The 19,919-nt window shown below is 40.9% G+C and carries 20 protein-coding genes and 1 pseudogene; 8 read left to right on the forward strand and 13 right to left on the reverse strand.

What is annotated here, in order from left to right:
• Positions 1 to 93: 93 nt before the first annotated feature.
• Together MF1_RS05715 and MF1_RS07080 are read left to right on the forward strand one after the other, a co-directional pair.
• Positions 94 to 840, forward strand: a complete 747-nt coding sequence (locus tag MF1_RS05715; RefSeq protein WP_014924480.1) for a YebC/PmpR family DNA-binding transcriptional regulator — start codon at positions 94 to 96, stop codon at positions 838 to 840.
• 364 nt (positions 841 to 1,204) lie between these two features.
• Positions 1,205 to 1,327 carry a hypothetical protein gene (locus tag MF1_RS07080; protein WP_276224811.1) on the forward strand — a complete coding sequence of 41 codons (123 nt, stop codon included), beginning with the start codon at positions 1,205 to 1,207 and terminating at the stop codon, positions 1,325 to 1,327.
• Positions 1,328 to 2,526: 1,199 nt separating this feature from the next.
• Here MF1_RS07080 and MF1_RS07085 read toward each other — a convergent pair.
• Together MF1_RS07085 and MF1_RS07195 are read right to left on the reverse strand one after the other, a co-directional pair.
• Positions 2,527 to 2,847 (reverse strand): zinc ribbon domain-containing protein, encoded by a 321-nt coding sequence (locus MF1_RS07085; protein ID WP_197738332.1) that lies wholly within the window; start codon positions 2,845 to 2,847, stop codon positions 2,527 to 2,529.
• Positions 2,848 to 3,538: 691 nt separating this feature from the next.
• Positions 3,539 to 3,667, reverse strand: a complete 129-nt coding sequence (locus tag MF1_RS07195) for a helix-turn-helix domain-containing protein (protein ID WP_197738333.1) — start codon at positions 3,665 to 3,667, stop codon at positions 3,539 to 3,541.
• Positions 3,668 to 3,759: 92 nt separating this feature from the next.
• Between MF1_RS07195 and MF1_RS07200 the strand changes: the two genes are divergently transcribed.
• The gene (locus MF1_RS07200) at positions 3,760 to 3,942 is read left to right on the forward strand and encodes a transposase (RefSeq protein ID WP_161510777.1); all 183 of its coding nucleotides are present in this window, start codon (positions 3,760 to 3,762) and stop codon (positions 3,940 to 3,942) included.
• Positions 3,943 to 4,403: 461 nt separating this feature from the next.
• Here MF1_RS07200 and tolB read toward each other — a convergent pair whose 3' ends face one another.
• The 10 genes and pseudogenes from tolB to MF1_RS05775 form a co-directional block, all read right to left on the reverse strand.
• A complete protein-coding gene (gene tolB / locus MF1_RS05730; RefSeq protein WP_014924481.1) occupies positions 4,404 to 5,726 on the reverse strand; it encodes a Tol-Pal system beta propeller repeat protein TolB in 1,323 nt (440 codons plus the stop codon).
• Between the two features lie 44 nt (positions 5,727 to 5,770).
• Positions 5,771 to 6,949 (reverse strand): cell envelope biogenesis protein TolA, encoded by a 1,179-nt coding sequence (locus tag MF1_RS05735; protein ID WP_161510659.1) that lies wholly within the window; start codon positions 6,947 to 6,949, stop codon positions 5,771 to 5,773.
• 77 nt (positions 6,950 to 7,026) lie between these two features.
• Positions 7,027 to 7,479, reverse strand: coding sequence for a protein TolR (tolR, locus tag MF1_RS05740; RefSeq protein WP_014924483.1), 453 nt, complete (start codon positions 7,477 to 7,479; stop codon positions 7,027 to 7,029).
• 12 nt (positions 7,480 to 7,491) lie between these two features.
• Positions 7,492 to 8,205, reverse strand: a complete 714-nt coding sequence (gene tolQ / locus MF1_RS05745) for a protein TolQ (protein ID WP_042995492.1) — start codon at positions 8,203 to 8,205, stop codon at positions 7,492 to 7,494.
• 143 nt (positions 8,206 to 8,348) lie between these two features.
• A complete protein-coding gene (gene ybgC / locus MF1_RS05750) occupies positions 8,349 to 8,789 on the reverse strand; it encodes a tol-pal system-associated acyl-CoA thioesterase (protein WP_014924485.1) in 441 nt (146 codons plus the stop codon).
• Positions 8,782 to 9,877, reverse strand: a pseudogene (gene ruvB / locus MF1_RS05755) (Holliday junction branch migration DNA helicase RuvB). Before ruvB ends, ybgC begins: the two are co-directional and overlap by 8 nt.
• Before the next feature lie 12 nt (positions 9,878 to 9,889).
• Complete coding sequence (gene ruvA, locus MF1_RS05760) at positions 9,890 to 10,507, reverse strand: Holliday junction branch migration protein RuvA (protein ID WP_011179820.1); 618 nt, start codon at positions 10,505 to 10,507, stop codon at positions 9,890 to 9,892.
• Positions 10,504 to 11,013: a crossover junction endodeoxyribonuclease RuvC gene (gene ruvC, locus MF1_RS05765; protein WP_042995614.1), complete on the reverse strand. Its 510-nt coding sequence runs from the start codon at positions 11,011 to 11,013 to the stop codon at positions 10,504 to 10,506. Before ruvC ends, ruvA begins: the two co-directional genes overlap by 4 nt.
• A 418-nt stretch (positions 11,014 to 11,431) precedes the next feature.
• A complete protein-coding gene (locus tag MF1_RS05770) occupies positions 11,432 to 11,950 on the reverse strand; it encodes a DUF1465 family protein (protein ID WP_011179822.1) in 519 nt (172 codons plus the stop codon).
• Between the two features lie 167 nt (positions 11,951 to 12,117).
• Entirely contained in the window at positions 12,118 to 13,260 is a 1,143-nt protein-coding gene (locus MF1_RS05775) for an OpgC family protein (RefSeq protein WP_161510661.1), read from the reverse strand.
• 115 nt (positions 13,261 to 13,375) lie between these two features.
• Here MF1_RS05775 and MF1_RS05780 point away from each other — a divergent pair, with 115 nt between their 5' ends.
• The 5 genes from MF1_RS05780 to MF1_RS05800 all read left to right on the forward strand — a co-directional run bounded on the left by MF1_RS05780 (position 13,376) and on the right by MF1_RS05800 (position 17,855).
• The gene (locus tag MF1_RS05780; RefSeq protein ID WP_014924489.1) at positions 13,376 to 14,038 is read left to right on the forward strand and encodes a thiamine phosphate synthase; all 663 of its coding nucleotides are present in this window, start codon (positions 13,376 to 13,378) and stop codon (positions 14,036 to 14,038) included.
• Positions 14,039 to 14,537: 499 nt separating this feature from the next.
• The gene (locus MF1_RS07240) at positions 14,538 to 14,633 is read left to right on the forward strand and encodes a helix-turn-helix domain-containing protein (RefSeq protein WP_434061857.1); all 96 of its coding nucleotides are present in this window, start codon (positions 14,538 to 14,540) and stop codon (positions 14,631 to 14,633) included.
• A 548-nt stretch (positions 14,634 to 15,181) separates the two neighbouring features.
• Positions 15,182 to 16,225: a tetratricopeptide repeat protein gene (locus MF1_RS05790; protein WP_161510662.1), complete on the forward strand. Its 1,044-nt coding sequence runs from the start codon at positions 15,182 to 15,184 to the stop codon at positions 16,223 to 16,225.
• Between the two features lie 250 nt (positions 16,226 to 16,475).
• A complete protein-coding gene (gene efp, locus MF1_RS05795) occupies positions 16,476 to 17,048 on the forward strand; it encodes an elongation factor P (protein WP_011179826.1) in 573 nt (190 codons plus the stop codon).
• A gap of 15 nt (positions 17,049 to 17,063) precedes the next feature.
• Entirely contained in the window at positions 17,064 to 17,855 is a 792-nt protein-coding gene (locus MF1_RS05800) for an inositol monophosphatase family protein (protein WP_014924494.1), read from the forward strand.
• A gap of 104 nt (positions 17,856 to 17,959) precedes the next feature.
• On the opposite strand, the gene MF1_RS05805 is transcribed toward MF1_RS05800, so the two are convergent.
• Positions 17,960 to 19,750 carry an ABC transporter transmembrane domain-containing protein gene (locus MF1_RS05805; RefSeq protein ID WP_161510663.1) on the reverse strand — a complete coding sequence of 597 codons (1,791 nt, stop codon included), beginning with the start codon at positions 19,748 to 19,750 and terminating at the stop codon, positions 17,960 to 17,962.
• Between the last annotated feature and the right edge of the window lie 169 nt (positions 19,751 to 19,919).

Below are 19,919 nucleotides of genomic sequence, written 5' to 3' on the forward strand. Positions count from 1 at the left end.
GGTATGTTTATTCTGTCGAAATGGGTGCTTGACCACCTAAATGAGGGGTCTTTAAACGGATAAGGGAAGCCTCCCAAAACGGAAAGGGAAGCCATGGCAGGCCATTCACAATTTAAGAATATTATGCACCGTAAAGGGCGTCAAGATGCAATGCGTTCGAAAATATTTTCAAAGCTTGCACGTGAAATTACCGTTGCAGCTAAACAAGGTGCTCCTGATCCAGCAATGAATCCGCGCTTAAGACTGGCCGTACAGAATGCTAAAGCCCAATCGATGCCCAAAGATAATATTGAACGAGCAATTAAGAAAGCTTCGGGCAACGATGTCGAACATTATGATGAAGTCCGCTACGAAGGATATGGTCCAGGGGGTGTTGCAGTTATTGTTGAAGCTTTAACAGATAACCGCAACCGCACTGCTTCAAACGTGCGCGCCGCCTTTACCAAATCAGGTGGTGCACTGGGAGAAACAGGTTCCGTAAGCTTCATGTTTCATCGGATTGGTGAAATCATCTATAAGCCAGCAGCAGGAACAGCTGACAGCATCATGGAAGCAGCGATCGAAGCTGGTGCCGAAGATGTGCAATCCGAAGAAACAGGACATTCTATTACCTGCGCGTTTGAAAATCTTGGTGAAGTTTCTAAAATGCTTGAAGCAAAGCTTGGCGAAGCAGAGTCAATCAAAACTGTTTGGAAAGCCACCACCCTTGCACCCGTGGATGAAGAAAAAGCTTTGTCAATTTTACGGCTTATTGCGACATTAGAAGAAGATGATGATGTGCAAAATGTTTATGCTAATTTTGATGTCAGCGATGAGATTTTGGCAAAACTGTCTGCATAATTTCGCACACGATCCTCACCTTAGTCGATCTTCCTCCTGAGCACTTTCTTTATCTCTGTGTGCTTTCCTTCTTTATGAAAACTTCTCAATCACTGTCTCCACAAGCGTCATCGTCCCTCACTTTTTCTCCATTCATCAAAAGCCCCGCTTCAAAGCGGGGCTTTTTCTGTTACTTTAAAAACTTTCAACGAAATTCAAATCTGGAAATCCCAAAAGTTTTCCCTGCAATTTTTCCCACATGCAACCATCACGCTGGATAATTCTCTGTGTGATTCCCTTGTACAATCTCCCCATATGATCCTCCTTCAACAAAAAAACAGTTGCATATTTTTACTTCCTCTTGTGTAATGATAAATAGGGTAGAATGCCAATAGAGATCTCTCTTGAATTGAGAAAGACAGAGGATGTTACGAGTAATTTTTTTCCTCATGGCAACAATGAAGAAGAAATTTTAGATGAAGCACAGCATATTCCACAAGATACATAGACGAAAGAATATGGAAAATTAACCTACGCATTTTTTATCTTCCTTGTGGATATTTGTAGATTGGTTAAAAGCGTATTGCGAATCATAAAAAAGTAAATCTTCTCATGTTTGGCTTTTGTTGTATTTATTACGCAGTAGGAGCAGCAGATGCGTTAGCAGCGCTATAGAGAATGCCTTTCATACTCTTAGTTCATTATATTTGCACTCTTTGGTTTTGGCGCTATATCTTTCTTAGCATGTTTTATGATATTCTTCTTGTGTTTAGCACCATCCAACCTTGGCTTTGCACTCTATGATTGATATTGCGCAAGAGAGCCGCACCATCGGCTACAGGACTCATACAGAGCGCCGTTAACCGAGAAAACTGGTGATGAACCAACAGGCACCCTTTCAGGAGACTTGAAAATATTAATTTTCTTTCCTTAAATTCATGGTTATTGGCTGTTGTGGTTGTTATCTCTTCATCCATTGCCCGAGCATTGCATCACCTTGAGCCTCGGGTGAAGCATCTCCGAAAGGGGGCAACACATTTCTAACCCTTTATAGTAGAATGGCTGGTTAAGGCGTCCTTTCTACAATCCGTGCTGGTTTTCGTGGTATGAAAAATTTAGCATCAAAAATTCGGAAAATCTAAGTTCACAAATGCCGGATAGCTGCCTATTCGTGATGGACAAATCTCTATTTTAGACGTAAGGCCTTAAAAGCTTTTATAAAAGAAAACAAATTTGCACCTCCATAAAAAACTCTTGATTTTTAGCTAAAATGAATAAATTTTTCTTATATTTTATAACGATACGAAACATAGTAAGCTATGAGCTTAAGATTTAAACATAAAAGGCTTGCAACTTTCTGTCGATGCAAAAATGGGAAGCTCTCTAAAAAGCAAGGGAAGGCGACAGAGAGGGAAGGAAACGTGCTCTCATAGAGTGCTGTAATGACCAACCTATACAAATAAACAAACTTAATAAAAACGACAATTTTCCTAACGAGAGTTAGCCATTAAAACACGCAGTAAACTGTCGTCAACGTTTACCTTTTTTCTTCCTCCCCACCCTAAAGGAAGAGGATTCTTACGAATGCCGATCTGGCTATAGCCTGACTTCTTTCAATGAATTCCACCTTCTTACCACTTATTTATGCGATTCACTTCATAGGCTCTACGGGCAAGCCCCCTGCCCTGAATATTCACAGCATTCGCGCTAAAGAACGCCTCCATGACACTCTATTCCATGCACCAACATATCCGCATGACCATTGTACCCGCATTCTATCCATTGAAAACTTGCCGGTGTTTGCCAATTTTCTTTGATAACATGACCGCACCAAAGACAGTAGTAGCTCATCTTGTGAGATGGGACTGATCTCATCAATCTGCCCTGCCACTGGCTTTTGCAATCAAGCTGTCGTCTAAACTTAAACCAAAATTGATCTAAAATCGAGCGATTGAAACCAGATTTTTGTTTTACATTAGTCCCCGGTTCTTTTACTGTGCCTTTTGCCAATTTCAACAGATTGCACACTTGTAAATCTTCAAGGTAGATCTTTGCGTGGTTTTCGCTGATTTGACTTGAAGTCTGACGCAGAAAATCTTTACAGAAATGAAAAATCTGGTAATGCAAGTTGGCGATTTTCGCCTGTAAGTTCCTCCAGTTTTGACACAATTTTACTTTAGTAGCTGTCTTTGCAGGTTAGCTCCCTTGCCTCTGTGCATCTGAAAAGTATTACGGGGTTCGAAAAAATCTCCATTGGAAAGTGTTGCAAAATGCACAATCCCCAGAGCAATGCCTTCTCTCCACCTGTAGCACGAGGATATCAATCTCATATTTTCTCTGAAAACTAACAAAAAACGTCTGCCTCTTTGGCTCACAATGCCATTTTTGATCTTCCTGAAATCACGTGAGTGTTGCGAGAGTGAAGCCACTCTCTTTTTGGGGAAGGACAAGTAATTGTTGTCCTGTTCAACTTTAAAGCCTTGGAGAAAGGGGATATTTCTTTTCACATCTTGCTTCTTGAATTTGGGAAAATTCGACTGCTTATGAAAAAAATTTTTAAATGCCTTCTCAAGATCTTTTAAAGATTGTGGCAAAATTTGTGAATGGCACTCTTTGAGCTCATGCAGCTCTTTTTTCCACTGGGGTAACAAATTTGCAATTCGCGTCTCACTGAATTTGAAGTCGCTATCCCCTGTTTATAGGATTCATTTTACCATGCTCATGCCCAATTATAAACCATACGAGCACATCCACAAAATTGTTTGATTTTGCAAGTTTGCTCACCATTTGACAAGCTCTCAAATTTAAAGGCTTTGTGGACCTGCAGAGAATCTGTTTCAAACAGCATTTTTACTCTTCTATTCTTGCTTCATGAAAAAAACTCAATAAAGACACAAACGATATTGCGTTTTTAATCTGCATGTTCACTGAGTCTTTGTAATAAAGTATCGTAGAAAGATTTTTCCAAAAGCCCTAGGAGAAGATTTCCGTCTTATTTGTAAGGGAATTTTTCTTGATTTTGAAGTTGAATATATCGAATTTGACGGTAAAGGTGATTCCGTTCAGCTGCTTATAAATCCTTCCCCTAAAGGAGCACTATCTTCTCCTTTGTTAACAGTTTAAAAGGTGTTTTTAGCGGAGTGTTAAAGAAAAAAATCGCTCACCGCTCAAAGAAAGTTATGGCATCATAAGCTTTGATCACCACCCAACTTTGCCAGTAGCGGCGAAAACCCAACGCTCACTAGGATTTGCCATAGAGCCAACAACAAAAACACCTAATGCGTGAAGTGGACTACGCCTTCTAGCACCGCCATAAACGAAGGTTTGGCAGCATAAGAGGAGAAAGAAACTGTAGAAAAAGAATTTGTAAATGATATCCTCAAAAAATTCATAACAAAAAAACAGAAGGCCTGAATGACGGTTGCTTACCAAGAGCTCTTATTCATAACAAATTATGCATATGGATCTCATCCCATCCCTATACAAAAGGGGTAAATTTCTCCTCTTAGAACTATAGAGACGCCGATGGTTTTTGTACGGATCCCGTTCCCTGTACCCTGTTTTTTCTTATTAAGCAGCTGTTTTTATTGCATATTGAGCAAGGGCGACCATGCTGGATCAGAAGCATCATTGGGTGTGGGCAATTGACGTTCATTGCGTCCAGTGATGTCAATTGTGTAAATTTTTGGTCCCATGCCTGGGTTTTTGCGAAAAAACATCAGCACGCGGCCATTGGGAGCCCAAGTCGGTCCTTCATTGTGAAAACCCGTGGTTAAAATTCGTTCTCCTTTTCCATCAGGGCGCATAACGCCAATGGAAAATTGTCCCTCCAATTGTTTTGTAAAAGCGATATAATCCCCACGCGGAGACCAAATAGGGGTAGAATAACTACCCTCGTTTGCAGAAATACGCTGGAGATTGCTCCCATCAGCATTCATCGTATAAATTTGCGGCTTTCCACTGCGATCCGACGAAAAGACGATTTGTGTTCCATCTGGCGAATAAGAAGCTGATGTATCAATGGCTGAAGTTGTTGTGATCCGCGTCATCATACGTGTGCGTAAATCCATGGTGTAAAGGTTTGCGCTCCCATTATTTTGCAATAAACTCATGATCACTTTTTGTCCATCAGAAGAAAAACGCGGCGCAATTGTCATATTTTTAAAGGTTCCTATCAACTCCCTTTGTCCCATTTCAATTTGTTGAAGATAAACATGGGGAGGTTGATTGTGCTCGTAAGCCATATAGGTAATTTCTTGCCGTTTTGGTGAAAATCGTGGTGTAAGCACCAATTCACTCCCATCAGAAATGTAGATCAAATTTGCCCCATCTTGATCCATAATTGCTAAACGTTTAATGCGTGCATTTTGGGGACCTGTTTCATCGATAAAAACAATTCGTGTATCAAAATAGCCGCTTTCTCCCGTCATCTCACTATAGATCTCATCTGCGATCATATGGGCAACACGGCGCCAACGTTCTGTGGCGGTATAAAAACGCCGTCCTTTGAGTTGTTGACGCCCAAATACATCCCATAAACGAAAATCGACTCTCAATCGTCCGTCATTTTCTCTTATAACTTGCCCCGTGACCAAACCTTGCGCTTTTATTTTTTGCCAATGAGAAAAATGAGGTTGACTGTTGGGATTGGAGATTTTTTCAAAAAAAGATGCCTTATCAAGCGGTAAAAAAAGTCCTGATCGTTCAAGATCCGCTGTGACTACCGCTGCGATCTTCAGCCCGATCGAATCGTTGGAAACAAAATCCGTGATTGCAATAGGAATAGGATTAAAATCAGCACTGGAAATAGTGCCTTTCAATTTTGCATGGACAGATGAAAAACTCGAAAGCCACAAACTGCAAATGACAATAAACCAAGAAAAAAATATGCGTCTCGTCATAACCATTATGGATATGTATCCTTTCATTGAAGAGCGAAAAATATTATATCTCACCGGATTATCTCTTGAAGGGGATCAACATTAAAATCGAAACCCTGTCCCCACAAATCATATTGATCACGTGGGAGGTCTTTATAAGGTTGGCATGAAAAAACAGCTGCATAGACCTGTCTTATCATAATAGCTTGCTGACTTTCTTCACCACTTAAGGGATCAATGATAGGATTTCCTAAGATCATTCCTTCGCGGTCTAAATAAAATCGCAAACGCACAACTGGACGATTTTTAAAATCTCCACCAAGGGCAACGAGTTTAAGTTTTTTTTGAATACACCCGCCTACAATATTGATCAATGTTTGTGCCATTTTTGTGGTATCGTTGATATTTTTTCGTCCCCCCAAAGCTTCTGGTTCGCTGGAGCGCTTTGCCCCACCTCCTTGCGTGTGTGTGCGATTGAGCAAATTTTTTTCTTCCATTGCCAAAATATCTTCAATTGTCTGTCTCGTCATTTGTTGATTTTGTTTTTTCGCGGCTTGCGCATTTTGCGTCACGGATTTTTGGGCGGGCTTCGGTTTTAACTTTGGAAAAGGTGATCTGTCTGGTAGCGCTCTCTGCGGAGCTTGTTGGTGTATTTGCACTTGCTCTACAGGCGCTTTTTGTGCTTCAGGAGCTGTTTGCGGCAATGTTGCTTCTTCATTTTTACGCATTTCTTCGGATGCTTCTGGCACAACCTTTTGAGTAACTTCCGGATGCACCTCTTCAGGGGTCGCCGGCACAATCTTCTGCGCAACCTCTGGACGCACCTCTGCGACTTTCTCTGCTTTTGTTTCTAGTAATTCCTGTGCTTTGAATGGTGGTGAAGGTTTTTCAGACACCTTTTCTTCTCCTGATGGTGAAGACATTGTCTCAACACGTCGTGGTTTTTCTTTCGGCTTGAAGGGCGCAAGACTATCTACTTGTCCCTCTCCAAAATGATGCGCTTCTTGTTTTTCTTGTGGTTTGGTGGTAGACTTCACTGCAGGAATTGCACGCACAGGGCCATTCAAAGCCCCCTGGTGAGAGGAAAGTTCTTCTGTCAGAGGGGCAAGGGTGATAGGAATTGTTTCCAGTTGTTGCGGTAAAGAGACGGGGTTGGTGAAATGAATAACCCCCAAGCTGAGAAAAATTATATGAACTGCAAGGGATAAAGCCAAGCCTCGTTTCATGGTATGATAAGAGTCTTTATTCATCTCCATGCCTTGTGTTTTTTATTTTCAATCGCTCTTTGTTATTTTTACAGACAACCTGCGACAGTTTCTGATAAATTTTATTGTGCCAAACTGGCTAAAGAAATTTGTGAAAAACCTGCTTTTCGAAGTTCGGCGAGCAGTTGTAACACTTTTTGATATTCAATCGTTCTAGCAGCACGCACAAAAATACGTTGATTTTTTTGTGTAAGATCAGTTGTATGTTGGGCTTTGAGTTGTGCAATGAGAGCTTCAAATGTGTCGTAATAGTCTTGATTGATGGCTAAGCGCCCTTGCGCATCAAGTGAAACCGTGATTGGAGTGCTCTCCATTTGCACAGGTTCGGCTTGACTACGCGGCAAATCAAGAGGAACACCGTTGATCAAAAGTGGAGCAGAAACCATGAAAATAATCAACAATACCAACACGACATCAACAAAAGGTGTGACATTGATTTCACTCATCAGTTGGCTGTGCAAACGATGTCGTCTGCGTGTGTTTTTTTGAGAAGAAGAAGCAACAGAAATTCCCATGAACAGCTCCCCTTATAATGGTGAATGCGACATGCGTGTCTCATCAATACGCCGTGATACAATTGTTGAAAATTCATCGGCAAAATTTTCTATCTGTGCAATTATCTGCGCACTTTCATTGACCAATTTATTATAGGCAATAACAGCTGGGATTGCAGCAAACAAACCAATGGCGGTCGCCAAAAGTGCCTCTGCAATACCTGGTGCGACAATCGCCAGTGAAGTGTTTTGAGAAGCTGAAATAGAAAGAAACGAACCCATAACACCAATAACCGTTCCCAAAAGGCCGATAAAAGGACCCGCCGATCCAAGTGTAGCAAGAAAACTTAATTTTGATTCTATTTTTGCGCTTTCACGCCCTAAAGTAAGATCCATAGCCTTATCAATCCTGCTTTGAAGACTTATTGATGTATGGATTCCTTTTTCAAGGGATTTTTTCCACTCCATCATTGCTGCCATAAAAACCGCCGAGATACTACTAGGGCGCTGACTTTTACAGGTTGAATAAAGGTCTTCCAAAGGTTTTCCTGACCAAAATATGCGTTCAAATTGTTTTATTTCACACCGTATTTTCCGATAGGTAAAGATTTTTTCAAAAATAATTGCCCAACTCCATACGGAAGCCAGCAATAAACTAATCATAATAGCTTTCACAACCCAATTAGCTTGGATAAACAAGCGCAACATTCCAATCGTTTCCAGACTTGTTAGTTCCATATGCGGCATAATTTTGTCCCTCTAAATGAAAGGTTCATCTGTTAAATTCTATAAAACAGATTGTTTTACAGTTTCTAAATTTAAGAAAACAAATTCCCCTTTTTCTCCAGTAAAGAACCACTAGAATATCGCTTTTTTAACAGAGTACACTCTTAAACAAAAAGTGTCGAAAAAAGCTCCTTAGGTAAACGTCGAGGTTTTCCCTCTTCATTAATGAGGGCAATTTCAACCTTTGCTGTTACCAACATCACATCCCTCCGCAGAATATATTGCTCCATGAAAAAGCGTGCCCCTTGAACACGATTGATCCGTGTTTTGATTGTTAAAAGATTATCGATTTGTGCTGGCCGGGAAAAATTGATTTCCATATGACGGACAACAAAAAACAGTTTTTCACCCTCAGCGCCTGATGCTAACAGCTTGTTATTAAAACCTGTATCTCGTAAAAATTCTGAACGTCCCCGTTCAAAAAATTCCAAATAGCGCGCATGGTAAACCACGCCAGAAAAATCTGTATCAGCGACATAAACCCGCACCTGAAAATCATGAAAAGCATTTGTATAATTACTCTTGAAAGAAATTTTTTCAGTCATCGGCTTCATCCCATAAAGTCGCTTGTCCTGATGAATTGTCTTGCGTATTAAGTAATTGAGCACATTTTTGTGTTGAAATCGTGGAAGCCGGAGCACAAAGCCCTAAATGGTTCCAAGCTTTTTCTCTCAGAATTCGCCCGCGAGCGGTCCGCTGAATAAAACCTTGTTGGAGAAGATAGGGTTCAATAATATCTTCAATGGCATCACGCGGCTCTGAGAGAGCAGCAGCAATGGTCTCAATGCCCACTGGACCACCTAAAAAAGTTTCTGCAATTAACAACAAATAACGACGATCAAGTGGATCGAGACCAAGATGATCAACCTCAAGACGCGAAAGCGCTTCATCAGCAACTTTGCGGTCAATTTTTTTTGCCCGTTTGACAAGAGCAAAATCACAAACCCGCCGTAAAAGTCGTCCCGCAATCCGTGGAGTACCGCGTGCCCGTCGGGCAATTTCATGGGCGCCATCATCACTGATCTGTACCGAAAAAAGGCGCGCATTGCGCTGAACAATATATTCCAATTCCTCTATGGTATAAAAATTGAGACGAATTGGAATGCCAAACCGATCCCGTAATGGTGTGGTCAAGAGTCCTAAACGCGTGGTTGCTGCAACCAAAGTGAATTTGGCAAGATCAATTTTAACTGAACGCGCTGCAGGACCTTCACCAAGAATAAGATCAAGCTGATAATCTTCCATGGCTGGATAAAGAATTTCTTCAATAGCCGGATTTAAACGATGAATTTCATCAATAAACAGAACATCACGTTCTTCTAGATTGGTTAAAAGAGCTGCCAAATCTCCTGATTTAGCAATAACAGGACCCGAAGTAGAGCGAAAATTAACCCCTAATTCTTTGGCCATAATCTGTGAAAGTGTTGTTTTGCCTAAACCAGGTGGTCCTACAAACAAAACATGGTCTAGTGCTTCTTGACGCGCTTTTGCTGCTTCGATAAATATTTTTAAATTTGCACGTGCTGCCTCTTGACCAATAAAGTCATCGAGCACTTGTGGTCTTAAGGAACGATCTGGATCGTTGGGAAAAGGCACACTATCAAGAAGGCGTTGGTCTTTCATCTTTATGCATTTTTACCTTGTGCTAAGTGGAAGGAGAAAGCAATTTGAGACTATGGCGAATAAGCAGTGCAGAGGAAACAGTTTCCCCTTCAAGAGCGTTCATCGCCAAAGCAAGAGCCCTGGCTGCTTGATCACGTTCAAAACCGAGCTTGACCAAAGCAGAGAGTGCATCATTAGTAGGTTGATGAGTCACTTCCAAATGAGGCTGTGGAGTGAAATGGAGTGCATTGTCATTAAATGGCAATGCTTTGCTTTTAAGTTCGCTCACAATTCTTTCGCTCACTTTTTTTCCAACACCTGGAGCCCGGCTAATCATTGCAATATCGTTTAATGCAATCGCTTGTGCAAGTTCATCTGGCGATAAAGTGCCTAAAATTGCCAAAGCAACCTTTGCTCCCACACCAGGCACATTTTGTAGAAGACAAAACCACTCTTGTTCCGCTTTCGCGACAAAACCAAAAAGGCGGATAGCCTCTTCACGAACATGGGTTTCAATAAAGAGACTTAAACTCTCACCAAGGGCTGGCAAAGAAGGACGCAACCGATTTGAGATAAAAACCACATAACCCACCCCCTGAACATCAACAATGATATGATCATCAAAGACATGTTCAAGGATACCTTTTAATTTGCCAATCATGCGGTAATCCTTGCATAATGAGAAGCGCTGGTGCGGTGGGTACTATGGCAAAGAGCAAGAGCAAGCGCATCAGCAGCATCACTGCTGTCAAATTCAGCACGTGGGAGAAGAACTTTTACCATCATGTGAATTTGTTCCTTAGCACCATGACCAACCCCAATAACCGATTTTTTTACTTTGTTCGGAGCATACTCAAAAACGGGAAGATTTGCTTGCGCCGGAGCAAGGAGAGCAATGGCTCGCGCTTGACCAAGTTTTAAAGTCGCTGTAGCATCCTTATTAACAAACACCTGCTCTACGGCAGCTTCATGGGGCATAAATTGATGCAAAATATCTGAAAGCCCTTTGTAAAGCTGGCATAGCCTAGAAGCAAGGTCACAGCGTGCATCAGAAGAAAGCGTGCCTGCTGCAACGAATTGAAGACGATTGCCAGAGAAATCGATAACGCCCCATCCTGTTCGCCGCAATCCGGGATCAATGCCTATAATACGAATCGTCTCTGCCATAAAGCCAAGTTTATACATTTTTTTCATATTTGAACAGCTGCACAAAAGCAAATAGAGCAAAAGAAGGATACAAACCCGATTTATTTGCTCACCGGATTGTCATCTTCCAAGATATAGGGGCAGATACCTCTTTTTCCCTTTCCCATAAAGCAACTCTTGCATGTGCACTTCTAGACGGAAGAAAGATGCTGCCTTCAAGATCAATCGTCCTCTTAATCGCAATCATCTCTACCATGAAAACAAATTGATACGTTTTTGCCACACGTGGACAAGAAGGCTAGGCAGCAAAAAGAACCCAGGAAGAGTACAGAGCAATAAAACAAAGGAAATGAAGGAAATTGATCAAAATGCGCTCTCCCACAGAGACAAAAGGACTCCCAGACGAAATAGAAAAGAGAGAAACGAGATGCAAAATTCTCTAAGAACGCTGAAAAGCCGTTTTAAGCAATTCAATTTGTGTGCCCACCGGATTGTCATCTTCCAAGACATTAGAAGATATGCTTTCTCTCCCATAACGCATATATTGCATGCGCGCTTCTAGACGAAGGGAACGAGCGACAAAGTGGCGGAAAATTTCTGGAAACTCTTGCCAATGAACGCTTTCTAATTTCAGTGTCGGTGTGTGAAGCGATACTTTCGCAATTTCTTTTTGTATTTGTTCTGGTGACATTTCTCCTTCGCGCTCTGCGCGAAGAAGGAGAAGTTGAGAAGCTATTTGCATAAGCCGTGTACTTAAATACATCGCTTCTTTAGCATAAAGTGCAGAAACTTCTGCTGAGAGAAAACGTGCAGCTATTCTTCCTTCCGTATCAATATAAGCTGCTGTTTCTTCAATCAACGCCATCGTTTCTTCATAGAGGCGGTTAAAAACACTGTCAAAAGCATTATGCTCAATCATGATAATGGGTTTATCGTATGGACGTTTATGTGCGCTCACGCTTTTATACTCCAAATATCAACACAAAAATTACAATGCTCAACGAAACGAAAGCCAAAAAGTTTCTTTTCCTGCTGTGTAAAATGCTTTTTTTAAATGAGTACCTCTTTTAAAACTTCTGCGCAATATGCCTTTTTATGCTAGGGTTAACGGGTTATAGAATGCCATTACAAACAGAGAGGTTTCCTTGAAGAAAACCAATGAAGAGATTGGCGTTTTTCATAATAATAGGCGACCCAAAATTGCAGAGCAATACCACTTATGATCAAAAGGCTATCGGAAAAAAATGTTCCTGTCATCACTGTTTTTAAAATTTGGCCAAACATGGCAAAAACAGTCCCCGTTACAAAGACTGGTAAACTATGTTTGCCTAAAATTGCTAAGGGATGTTGTTCTGAAACATGAAACCACTTATGAAGGCGAGGCAAACAAAGGATTAATAATGATAATGCAACAATATGGAACAGACGCGGCAAACTTAAAAAGGTCTTATTAAAACTCATCAACGGAGAAGACCACTGAAGGTACCCCATAACACCCCACCAGTTTAAGCGGACCCATAAAAGCGAAAGCAAAAGATATGTAGCCGAAAAAGCAATCCAAAAAGGCTGAAAGGCAATTGTTTTTCCCTGTTTAAGAGATACAGCACTGATCAACCCTATAACAAAAAGCACTTGCCATGACAGGGGGTTCAAAAACCACTTTCCTTGTAATGGATAAGAAGGAAGGGCAATTTCATAAAGTCCACAGATGAGGTACAGCATAAACGAGCCTAAAAGCAACAGCCCTTTCCGTTTACAACTCAAATAAAGCATAAAAGGCGCAAAAAGTGTCAGCACAATATAAAGCGGAAGAATGTTATTATACCCCAATTGATGTCCAAAACTTAAGGTGCTAAAAAATGCGATAAAGGGTTGTGTAAAAAATAAACCCACATTGTTCATCGATAAAAGTTTCTCTGTGCGCCACAATAAAAAGGCTCCGGAAAAAAGACTTAAAGTTGCAAAGGTGGTAAAAAGATATGCCCTATAAAGCCGGAAAGCTCTGCGCCAAAGTTTGCGCACAATAAAAGTAAAAGACTCCTGATGTAAGCGCGGATAAAAGCTTAATCCAAGAGAAACTCCTGAAAGCAAAACAAATATTTCTGCTGAATCAGAAAAACCAAAATTTTTATGTGTTATTGTTTCATAGAGAGTTCCGGGAATATGGTTGATGAAAATCGTCAACAAGGCTAAAGAACGAAAAACATCAATGCGTGTATCACGACGAAAAGGATGCATTTTATGATTTAAAATACCCTTATAACTCATAATGGGCCCCTCCAAGTCACAAAAGCAGTCGGCCCCTTTCAACAAGGAACCCTGCGTTAGGATGAAACTTTAATTTTTAAGTGTCAAGTTTCTTTTTCAGAGATAAGGATTTTGTATGACAAAACAAAAGAGTAAATCGATTGAGTCTCCTTCTTATCCTCAATTGGTTTTGACATTAGATGTTCAGCGTATTTTAGAGCCCACCTTTTTGCGCCAAATCTTGCAAACAAAGTCTTTTGCGTGTGTTATTCTCTATGATTCTCAAGGTTTTAAGGATGATGCATTTTTTTTACAAAAACAAGCACAAATCTACGTAGAAGATATTCAGCAAAATGGCGCTGCGCTTCTTATCGCTGATGAACGCAGAATTGCTGAACGAGTAAAGGCGGATGGTTTACATGTGGAGGGTGATCTTAACGCTCTCGAGCGCTTTGAAAATCAGAAAAAGGAACAAAAAATCATTGGTTTTGGCAATTTGCGTAACCGTCATTGTGCGATGGTTGCTGGAGAGGCAGGTGTTGACTATCTGTTTTTTGGCAAATTAGGTGCGGATAAAAAACCGCATGCGCACCCTCGCAATCTCCAGTTAGGCCGTTGGTGGGCAGAGATTATGGAAACTCCTGCTATCATTCAAGCAGGAAATGATTTTGCAAGTTTTGATGAGGTAATAAAGACCGCATGTGAATTTATTGCCGTCGAAGAAATCATTTTTGCGCACGACTCTCCTTTGCTCATGCTGAAAATGATCAAAGAAAAATGTGAAAATTCGCACTTATAATGCCGAAAAAACATCAAAAACGAAATATCCACCTGTACCAAACGACAGGCACAGAGAACGTAAAACCCCTCACCTAACTGCTTCTTGCAATAAACAGGGAAGAGACGGTTTTATGAAAAATTGTCATAAAAGAACAAAGACACAAGACATCCAAACGTATCATAGTGCTGTTTCAGCGCCCAGAGAGGCTCTCCCCTTATAATCAATCATGATTATGGTGTCTTGATCGCAGACGCAATGATCAATAGAGATTAAAAGCCCGAAGTCTCGATACATAAATTTTCCTCGCTTTGCGGGTGTCCTGGGATTCTGGGAGATTTTGCTATGTCCAGGTGCTCTAAGCACTAAAAGCAAAATGCTGATTCTAAGTCAGTACTTTTAACCCCCGGAATAGCAATACGAAGGCGCTCGCGACCGACAGAGGGAAATGCAAGCGAAAAATCCTCAAAACAACATTTTCGTGGGTAAAAAAATTCATTTCAGACGAAAAATGCTGAAAATGTCTCAAAAACAATTAGGGCACACCTTAGGGGTAAGCGCCCAACAAATTCAAAAATATGAAGCAGGATTAAATCGTATAGCACAGGACGTTTAAAAGAAATTGCTGATATTCTCAGTATTCCTATTTCCTTTTTTTATGCCGATACTTAAAATAAAACACAAAGAGCCTATCCCATCATAATGAAATTATCTCGAGCAGAAAGAAATATCTGTTACGGACAAGATTTATCGTTCTCACCTCGGTAAAACAAAGAGCAATTTTACAATTAATCTCTGACCAAAATAAAAACTTTTAAAACCATGGTCTTGGTCTATAGTGCTATATTTTCTGTTTATCCGTATTCATGCATATTTTTAAAAAGCAGCCCCCTCTTCGTTGCGGATGCTTTTTGATTTTAAATGATGCACACTGCATAGAGCTGCTCTAAATGTTGGATATCTGTTTTTAACTTCCCCCCTACAAGGACAGCAATTCCTCCCACAACAAGCAAGAAGCGATTTTGTAAATTTTGATGAGGTGATAAAAACCGGCTATAGGTCTCTTTCCGTTGAAAAAACCGTCCTGGTGTAATAATTCTTTTCCCCTGCTTGAAATGATCAAAGAAACATGTGAAAATTCTCAGCAATGAGGAGGAAACATCTATGATCAAGAAAAGCTTTAAGCTGTTTATCCTGGAAGTGATTTGGTTTGCAATTGCTGTTGCAAATTCTGCTGGAATTGCTCAAGAATCCTCAAACTTTGAGCGCTCTTTCAACACCATTCAAGTTCCTTCCAACAGTGATGAATCTTTTCAGCCCTTAAAAATTGGACAATATGATCAAGCCTATGACTATTATATCCAAGGCTATTATTTGAAAGCCTTTCGTGAAGCGCTCCGGCGTGCTGAACAAAATGATCCCTTTGCTCAAACTTTGGTTGGCCGGATTTATATGGAAGGGTGTGCCGTTCCTATGGATGGAGCACGCGCCGCTTTGTGGTTTGGCCGTGCAGCAAAACAGGGCGAACCACAAGCACAACTGCGCTATGGTCTTATGTTATTTCATGGCCATTTTATTGCACAAAATCAAGAACTCGGTGAACAGTTTATTCGAAAAGCTGTAGACGCAGGGGTGAAAGAAGCTTATTTTTATTATGGACAAATGCTCCTTTATAAAGCCTTGCATGAGAAGCAAGCTCTTGCAGGTGTCTTTTCCCAAAGCCGCGAAAATGAAGCGACAGACCAGGCATTAAAATGGTTCTTAAAAGGTGCAGCCCTTGGTGATGCAGAAGCTTCTTTCGCTGCTGCAAAAATTCTCTCCTTAGGAACTTTAACACAGCCAAAAGATGATCGTAATGCGCGCAAACTTATGGAAGTTGCTGCCCAAAATAAACATTTTGAGGCCCAAATCCTTTTAGCACAATGGCTTGTCCAAGCCCGTGGAGGAGAAGCCGATTTTCAACGTGCTTTTCAGTTGCTTTTTACCAATGCCATCAACATGATCACCCCGGCACAGATCTGTCTTGCAAGGCTTTATCGAGATGGAATAGGAACAAAAGGCGATACGATAATGGCAGCGGCATGGTATATGCTTGCAAAGGAAGCAAAAATGCAGGCACCTGATCTTGAAACGATGCTCGAAGGTATGGACCAAACACAGCTAGAAGCAGCGCGCAAAGAAGCAATAAAGCTTCTCCCTGTTTTTTAACACAGTCTTCAGAAAAATGATGTTATTTGCTTCAAATCTATAAATTCCCACAAAAATCTTTGTGCAAATTTTTAAAATCCTTGCGTCTAAGCGGTTTTTATGGTCTTGCAAAGAGTTGAAAAGCAAGAATACATAAAAGTTCTTTTTGGCGGTATTTTTTAGGCTTTTCTCTTTGCAAAGATGATACATAATCTCTCTGGAAAGGATAACAAGAGAGTTCTTTTTGCAAGAATGGAATTGGATATAAACGATGAAAATTAATGGCAATGAAATTCGCCCCGGTAATGTGATCGAGCATCAAGGAAGCTTGTGGGTAGCTATTAAATGCAATGCCGTAAAACCAGGAAAAGGTGGTGCATTTAATCAAGTTGAAATGAAAAATTTGATTGATGGTACAAAATTCAACGAACGATTTCGTGCAGCGGAAACGGTTGAAAGAGTGCGCCTTGAACAAAAGGATTTTACTTTCCTTTATCAACAAGGTGATGCTTTGATTTTTATGGATTCGCAATCCTATGAACAACTTGAATTGCAAAAAGATTTTGTTGGTGAGCGTGCTGCTTTTCTCCAAGAGGGAATGACTGTAACGGTTGAACTTTATCAAGAAAAGCCCATCGGCATCTCGCTTCCCGATCAAGTTAGCGTGACAATTGCTGAAGCTGATCCTGCACTCAAAGGGCAAACGGTTACAGCCTCCTATAAACCTGCAATTCTTGAAAATGGTATTCGTATTCTTGTCCCACCTTTTATTAACGCTGGTGAACATGTCATTGTCGATACCAACGAGTTGGTTTATTTGCGTCGTGCAAATGATAAAGGATAAATAGAGGGATAAGAGATGGGCCATTCTGCAATCATGAATGTCATGGTGCAAGCCGCAATGAAAGCTGGACGCTCTTTAGTGCGCGATTATGGCGAAGTGCAAAATTTGCAGGTGTCTTTGAAAGGTCCAGCCGATTACGTCAGTCAAGCAGATCGCAAAGCTGAAAAAATTATTTTCAATGAATTGAGCAAAGCACGACCAAAATTTGGTTTTCTGATGGAAGAGTCTGAGGAAATTATTGGTGAAGATTCTCAGCATCGTTTCATTGTCGATCCGTTAGATGGTACAACAAATTTCCTCCATGGCATTCCTTTTTTTGCTGTTTCTATTGCCTTGGAAAGTCAAGGGCAAATTGTTGCTGGTGTGATTTATAATCCTATCAATGATGAGCTTTTTAGCGCTGAGCGCGGTGGTGGTGCTTTTTTTAATGACCGGCGATGTCGTGTTTCTGCACGCAGAAAATTAGAAGATTGTGTCATTGCAACGGGCATGCCCCATTTGGGGCGCTCAGATCATGGGACATATCTTATCGAATTGCACAATGTGATAACTGAAGTTGCAGGCATTCGCCGATTTGGAGCTACTGCTCTTGATTTGGCTTATGTTGCTGCTGGAAGAACCGATGGATTTTGGGAAGATGATCTCCAGATTTGGGATATAGCTGCTGGAATATTGATGGTTCGTGAAGCTGGTGGTTTTGTTACGGATAAAGAAGGTGGTAACGATATTTTTCGTAAAAAAAATATCATTGCTGGTAACGAACACATTCGCACCAAATTAGAAAAAACCCTTAAAAAAGGCATTTGAACCACAAAAGAGAAATTCAAGAAAAAGGCAACGCTAGGGCAGACTGCTTTTAGCTTTCTGTAAAAAACCAGTATAACGATGAAGCCAATGTTTATGAAAAGAGTTTATTCAGGCGAAAGTTGCAGTTTCGCCAAATGTGCATAAACGCCATTTTGTGCAACGAGTTCCGCATGTGTTCCCTCTTCAACAAGAGTCCCTTTTTCCATCACCAGAATGCGATCTGCTTTTAAAATCGTTGCTAAACGGTGAGCAATCACCAGTGTTGTTCGATTTTGCATCAGACCTTCCAAGGCTTCTTGCACCAACTTTTCGCTGCTTGCATCTAAAGCTGAGGTTGCCTCATCAAGTAACAAAAGAGGAGCATTTTTAAAAATCGCACGTGCAATACCAATACGCTGTTTCTGTCCACCAGAAAGCATGGTACCACGTTCTCCAACCTCAGTATCAAAACCTTTTGGCAAGGCTTGAATAAATTCAAGTGCATTGGCTGTTTTGGCTGCGGCAATGATTTGCTCTTCATTAATATTTTCGCTACCAAAAGTAATATTATCCCGTAATGTGCCGTCAAAAATAGCTACATCTTGGGGGACATAAGAAATTGAACTGCGTAAATCTTGGAGAGAAAGGCTGTTAATTTCAGTACCATCAAAGCGGATTTGACCGCTGTTTGGATCATAAAAACGAAGAATCAGCGAAAAAATGGTGCTTTTTCCTGCACCTGAAGCACCAACAAAAGCCACAGTTTCGCCCGCTTTGACAGAAAAGGAAAGAGAGCGCAAAATCTTTTCTTTTGGTCTAGAAGGATATGTAAAATCAACCTGATCAAAAATGATTGTGCCTTGGACAGGTTGTGCCAATGGTAAAGGAACTTTGGGAGCTAAAATAGTGGGCTGTTTTTGCAATAATTCAGCAAGCCGTTCAGCAGCGCCCAGGGCTTGGATTAATTCTGCACCAAGTTCCGATAATTGTGTAAAAGTAGAAGCTCCCAAAACCGCATAGAGAACAAATTGACCTAATGTTCCGCCCGACATAGTGCCATTTAAGACGTCACAGGATCCAATCCATAAAACGGCAACAACACTGCTAAAAACCAGAAAGATGGTAAAGCCGGTGAAAAAAGAACGAAGAATCACGGAAGCACGCGCTGTCTGAAAAGCACGTTCAACCAACTGGGAAAAACGTGCAGAAACCTGTTTTTCGACGTTAAAGGCTTGTACAGTACGAATAGCGCTTACCTGTTCTGTTGCCAAAGCGTTGGCATCTGCTATACGGTCTTGCGCAATACGTGTGCGTGTACGAACCTTGCGCCCGAAAATAACCAATGGAATGGCAACAAAAGGGATAGCAAGCAGAACAAGCGAAGACAATTTGGCATTGGTGATAACCATCATAAAAATCGCTCCAATCACCACGATGAGATGACGCAAAGCTATAGAAGCAGTGGAGCCAACAGCCAATTTTATTTGAGTGGTATCTGTTAAAAGCCGCGAAACAAGTTCACCAGAATGGGACTGATCAAAAAAAGCCGGAGAAAGTTGTATGATATGCGTAAAAACATCACGCCGTAAATCCGCAACAATCCGTTCGCCCAAGGTAATAACACAATAATAACGGCAGGCTGAAGCAAGTGCAAGAAGCAAGGCTAACACAAACAAAATAGCGAAGTAAAAATTGATATTGCCATGACTTGAAGAAGAAAAACCATGATCAAGCATTTGACGAATAGCAACAGGCAAAGCGAGCGTAACAAGAGCGGCAACAGATAAAGCGAGAAAACCAAAGAATATGAGCCAACTATAACGTACAATATAAGGGCCAAAAGTTGAAAGCGAAGAGAATGAAGGCTTTGTATGGGAAGATTTTGTAGATTTTTTCGAATGATTGAAAAGATTCATAGGATTTCGCTCATTTATAAGGTTATTGATAACTCTTGATGCGTTCAGGCATCTTGAACACTTGTTTTTTGATACGCCCTCAGTTATAAAAAGAGTACTTCAACCAATTTATCAAAAAGACGAAGTGAGCGCACTTAAAATAAAGAGCAGGTGCCATTTCTTTTTATGA

This window comes from Bartonella quintana (genome assembly GCF_009936175.1).
Lineage (GTDB): Bacteria > Pseudomonadota > Alphaproteobacteria > Rhizobiales > Rhizobiaceae > Bartonella > Bartonella quintana.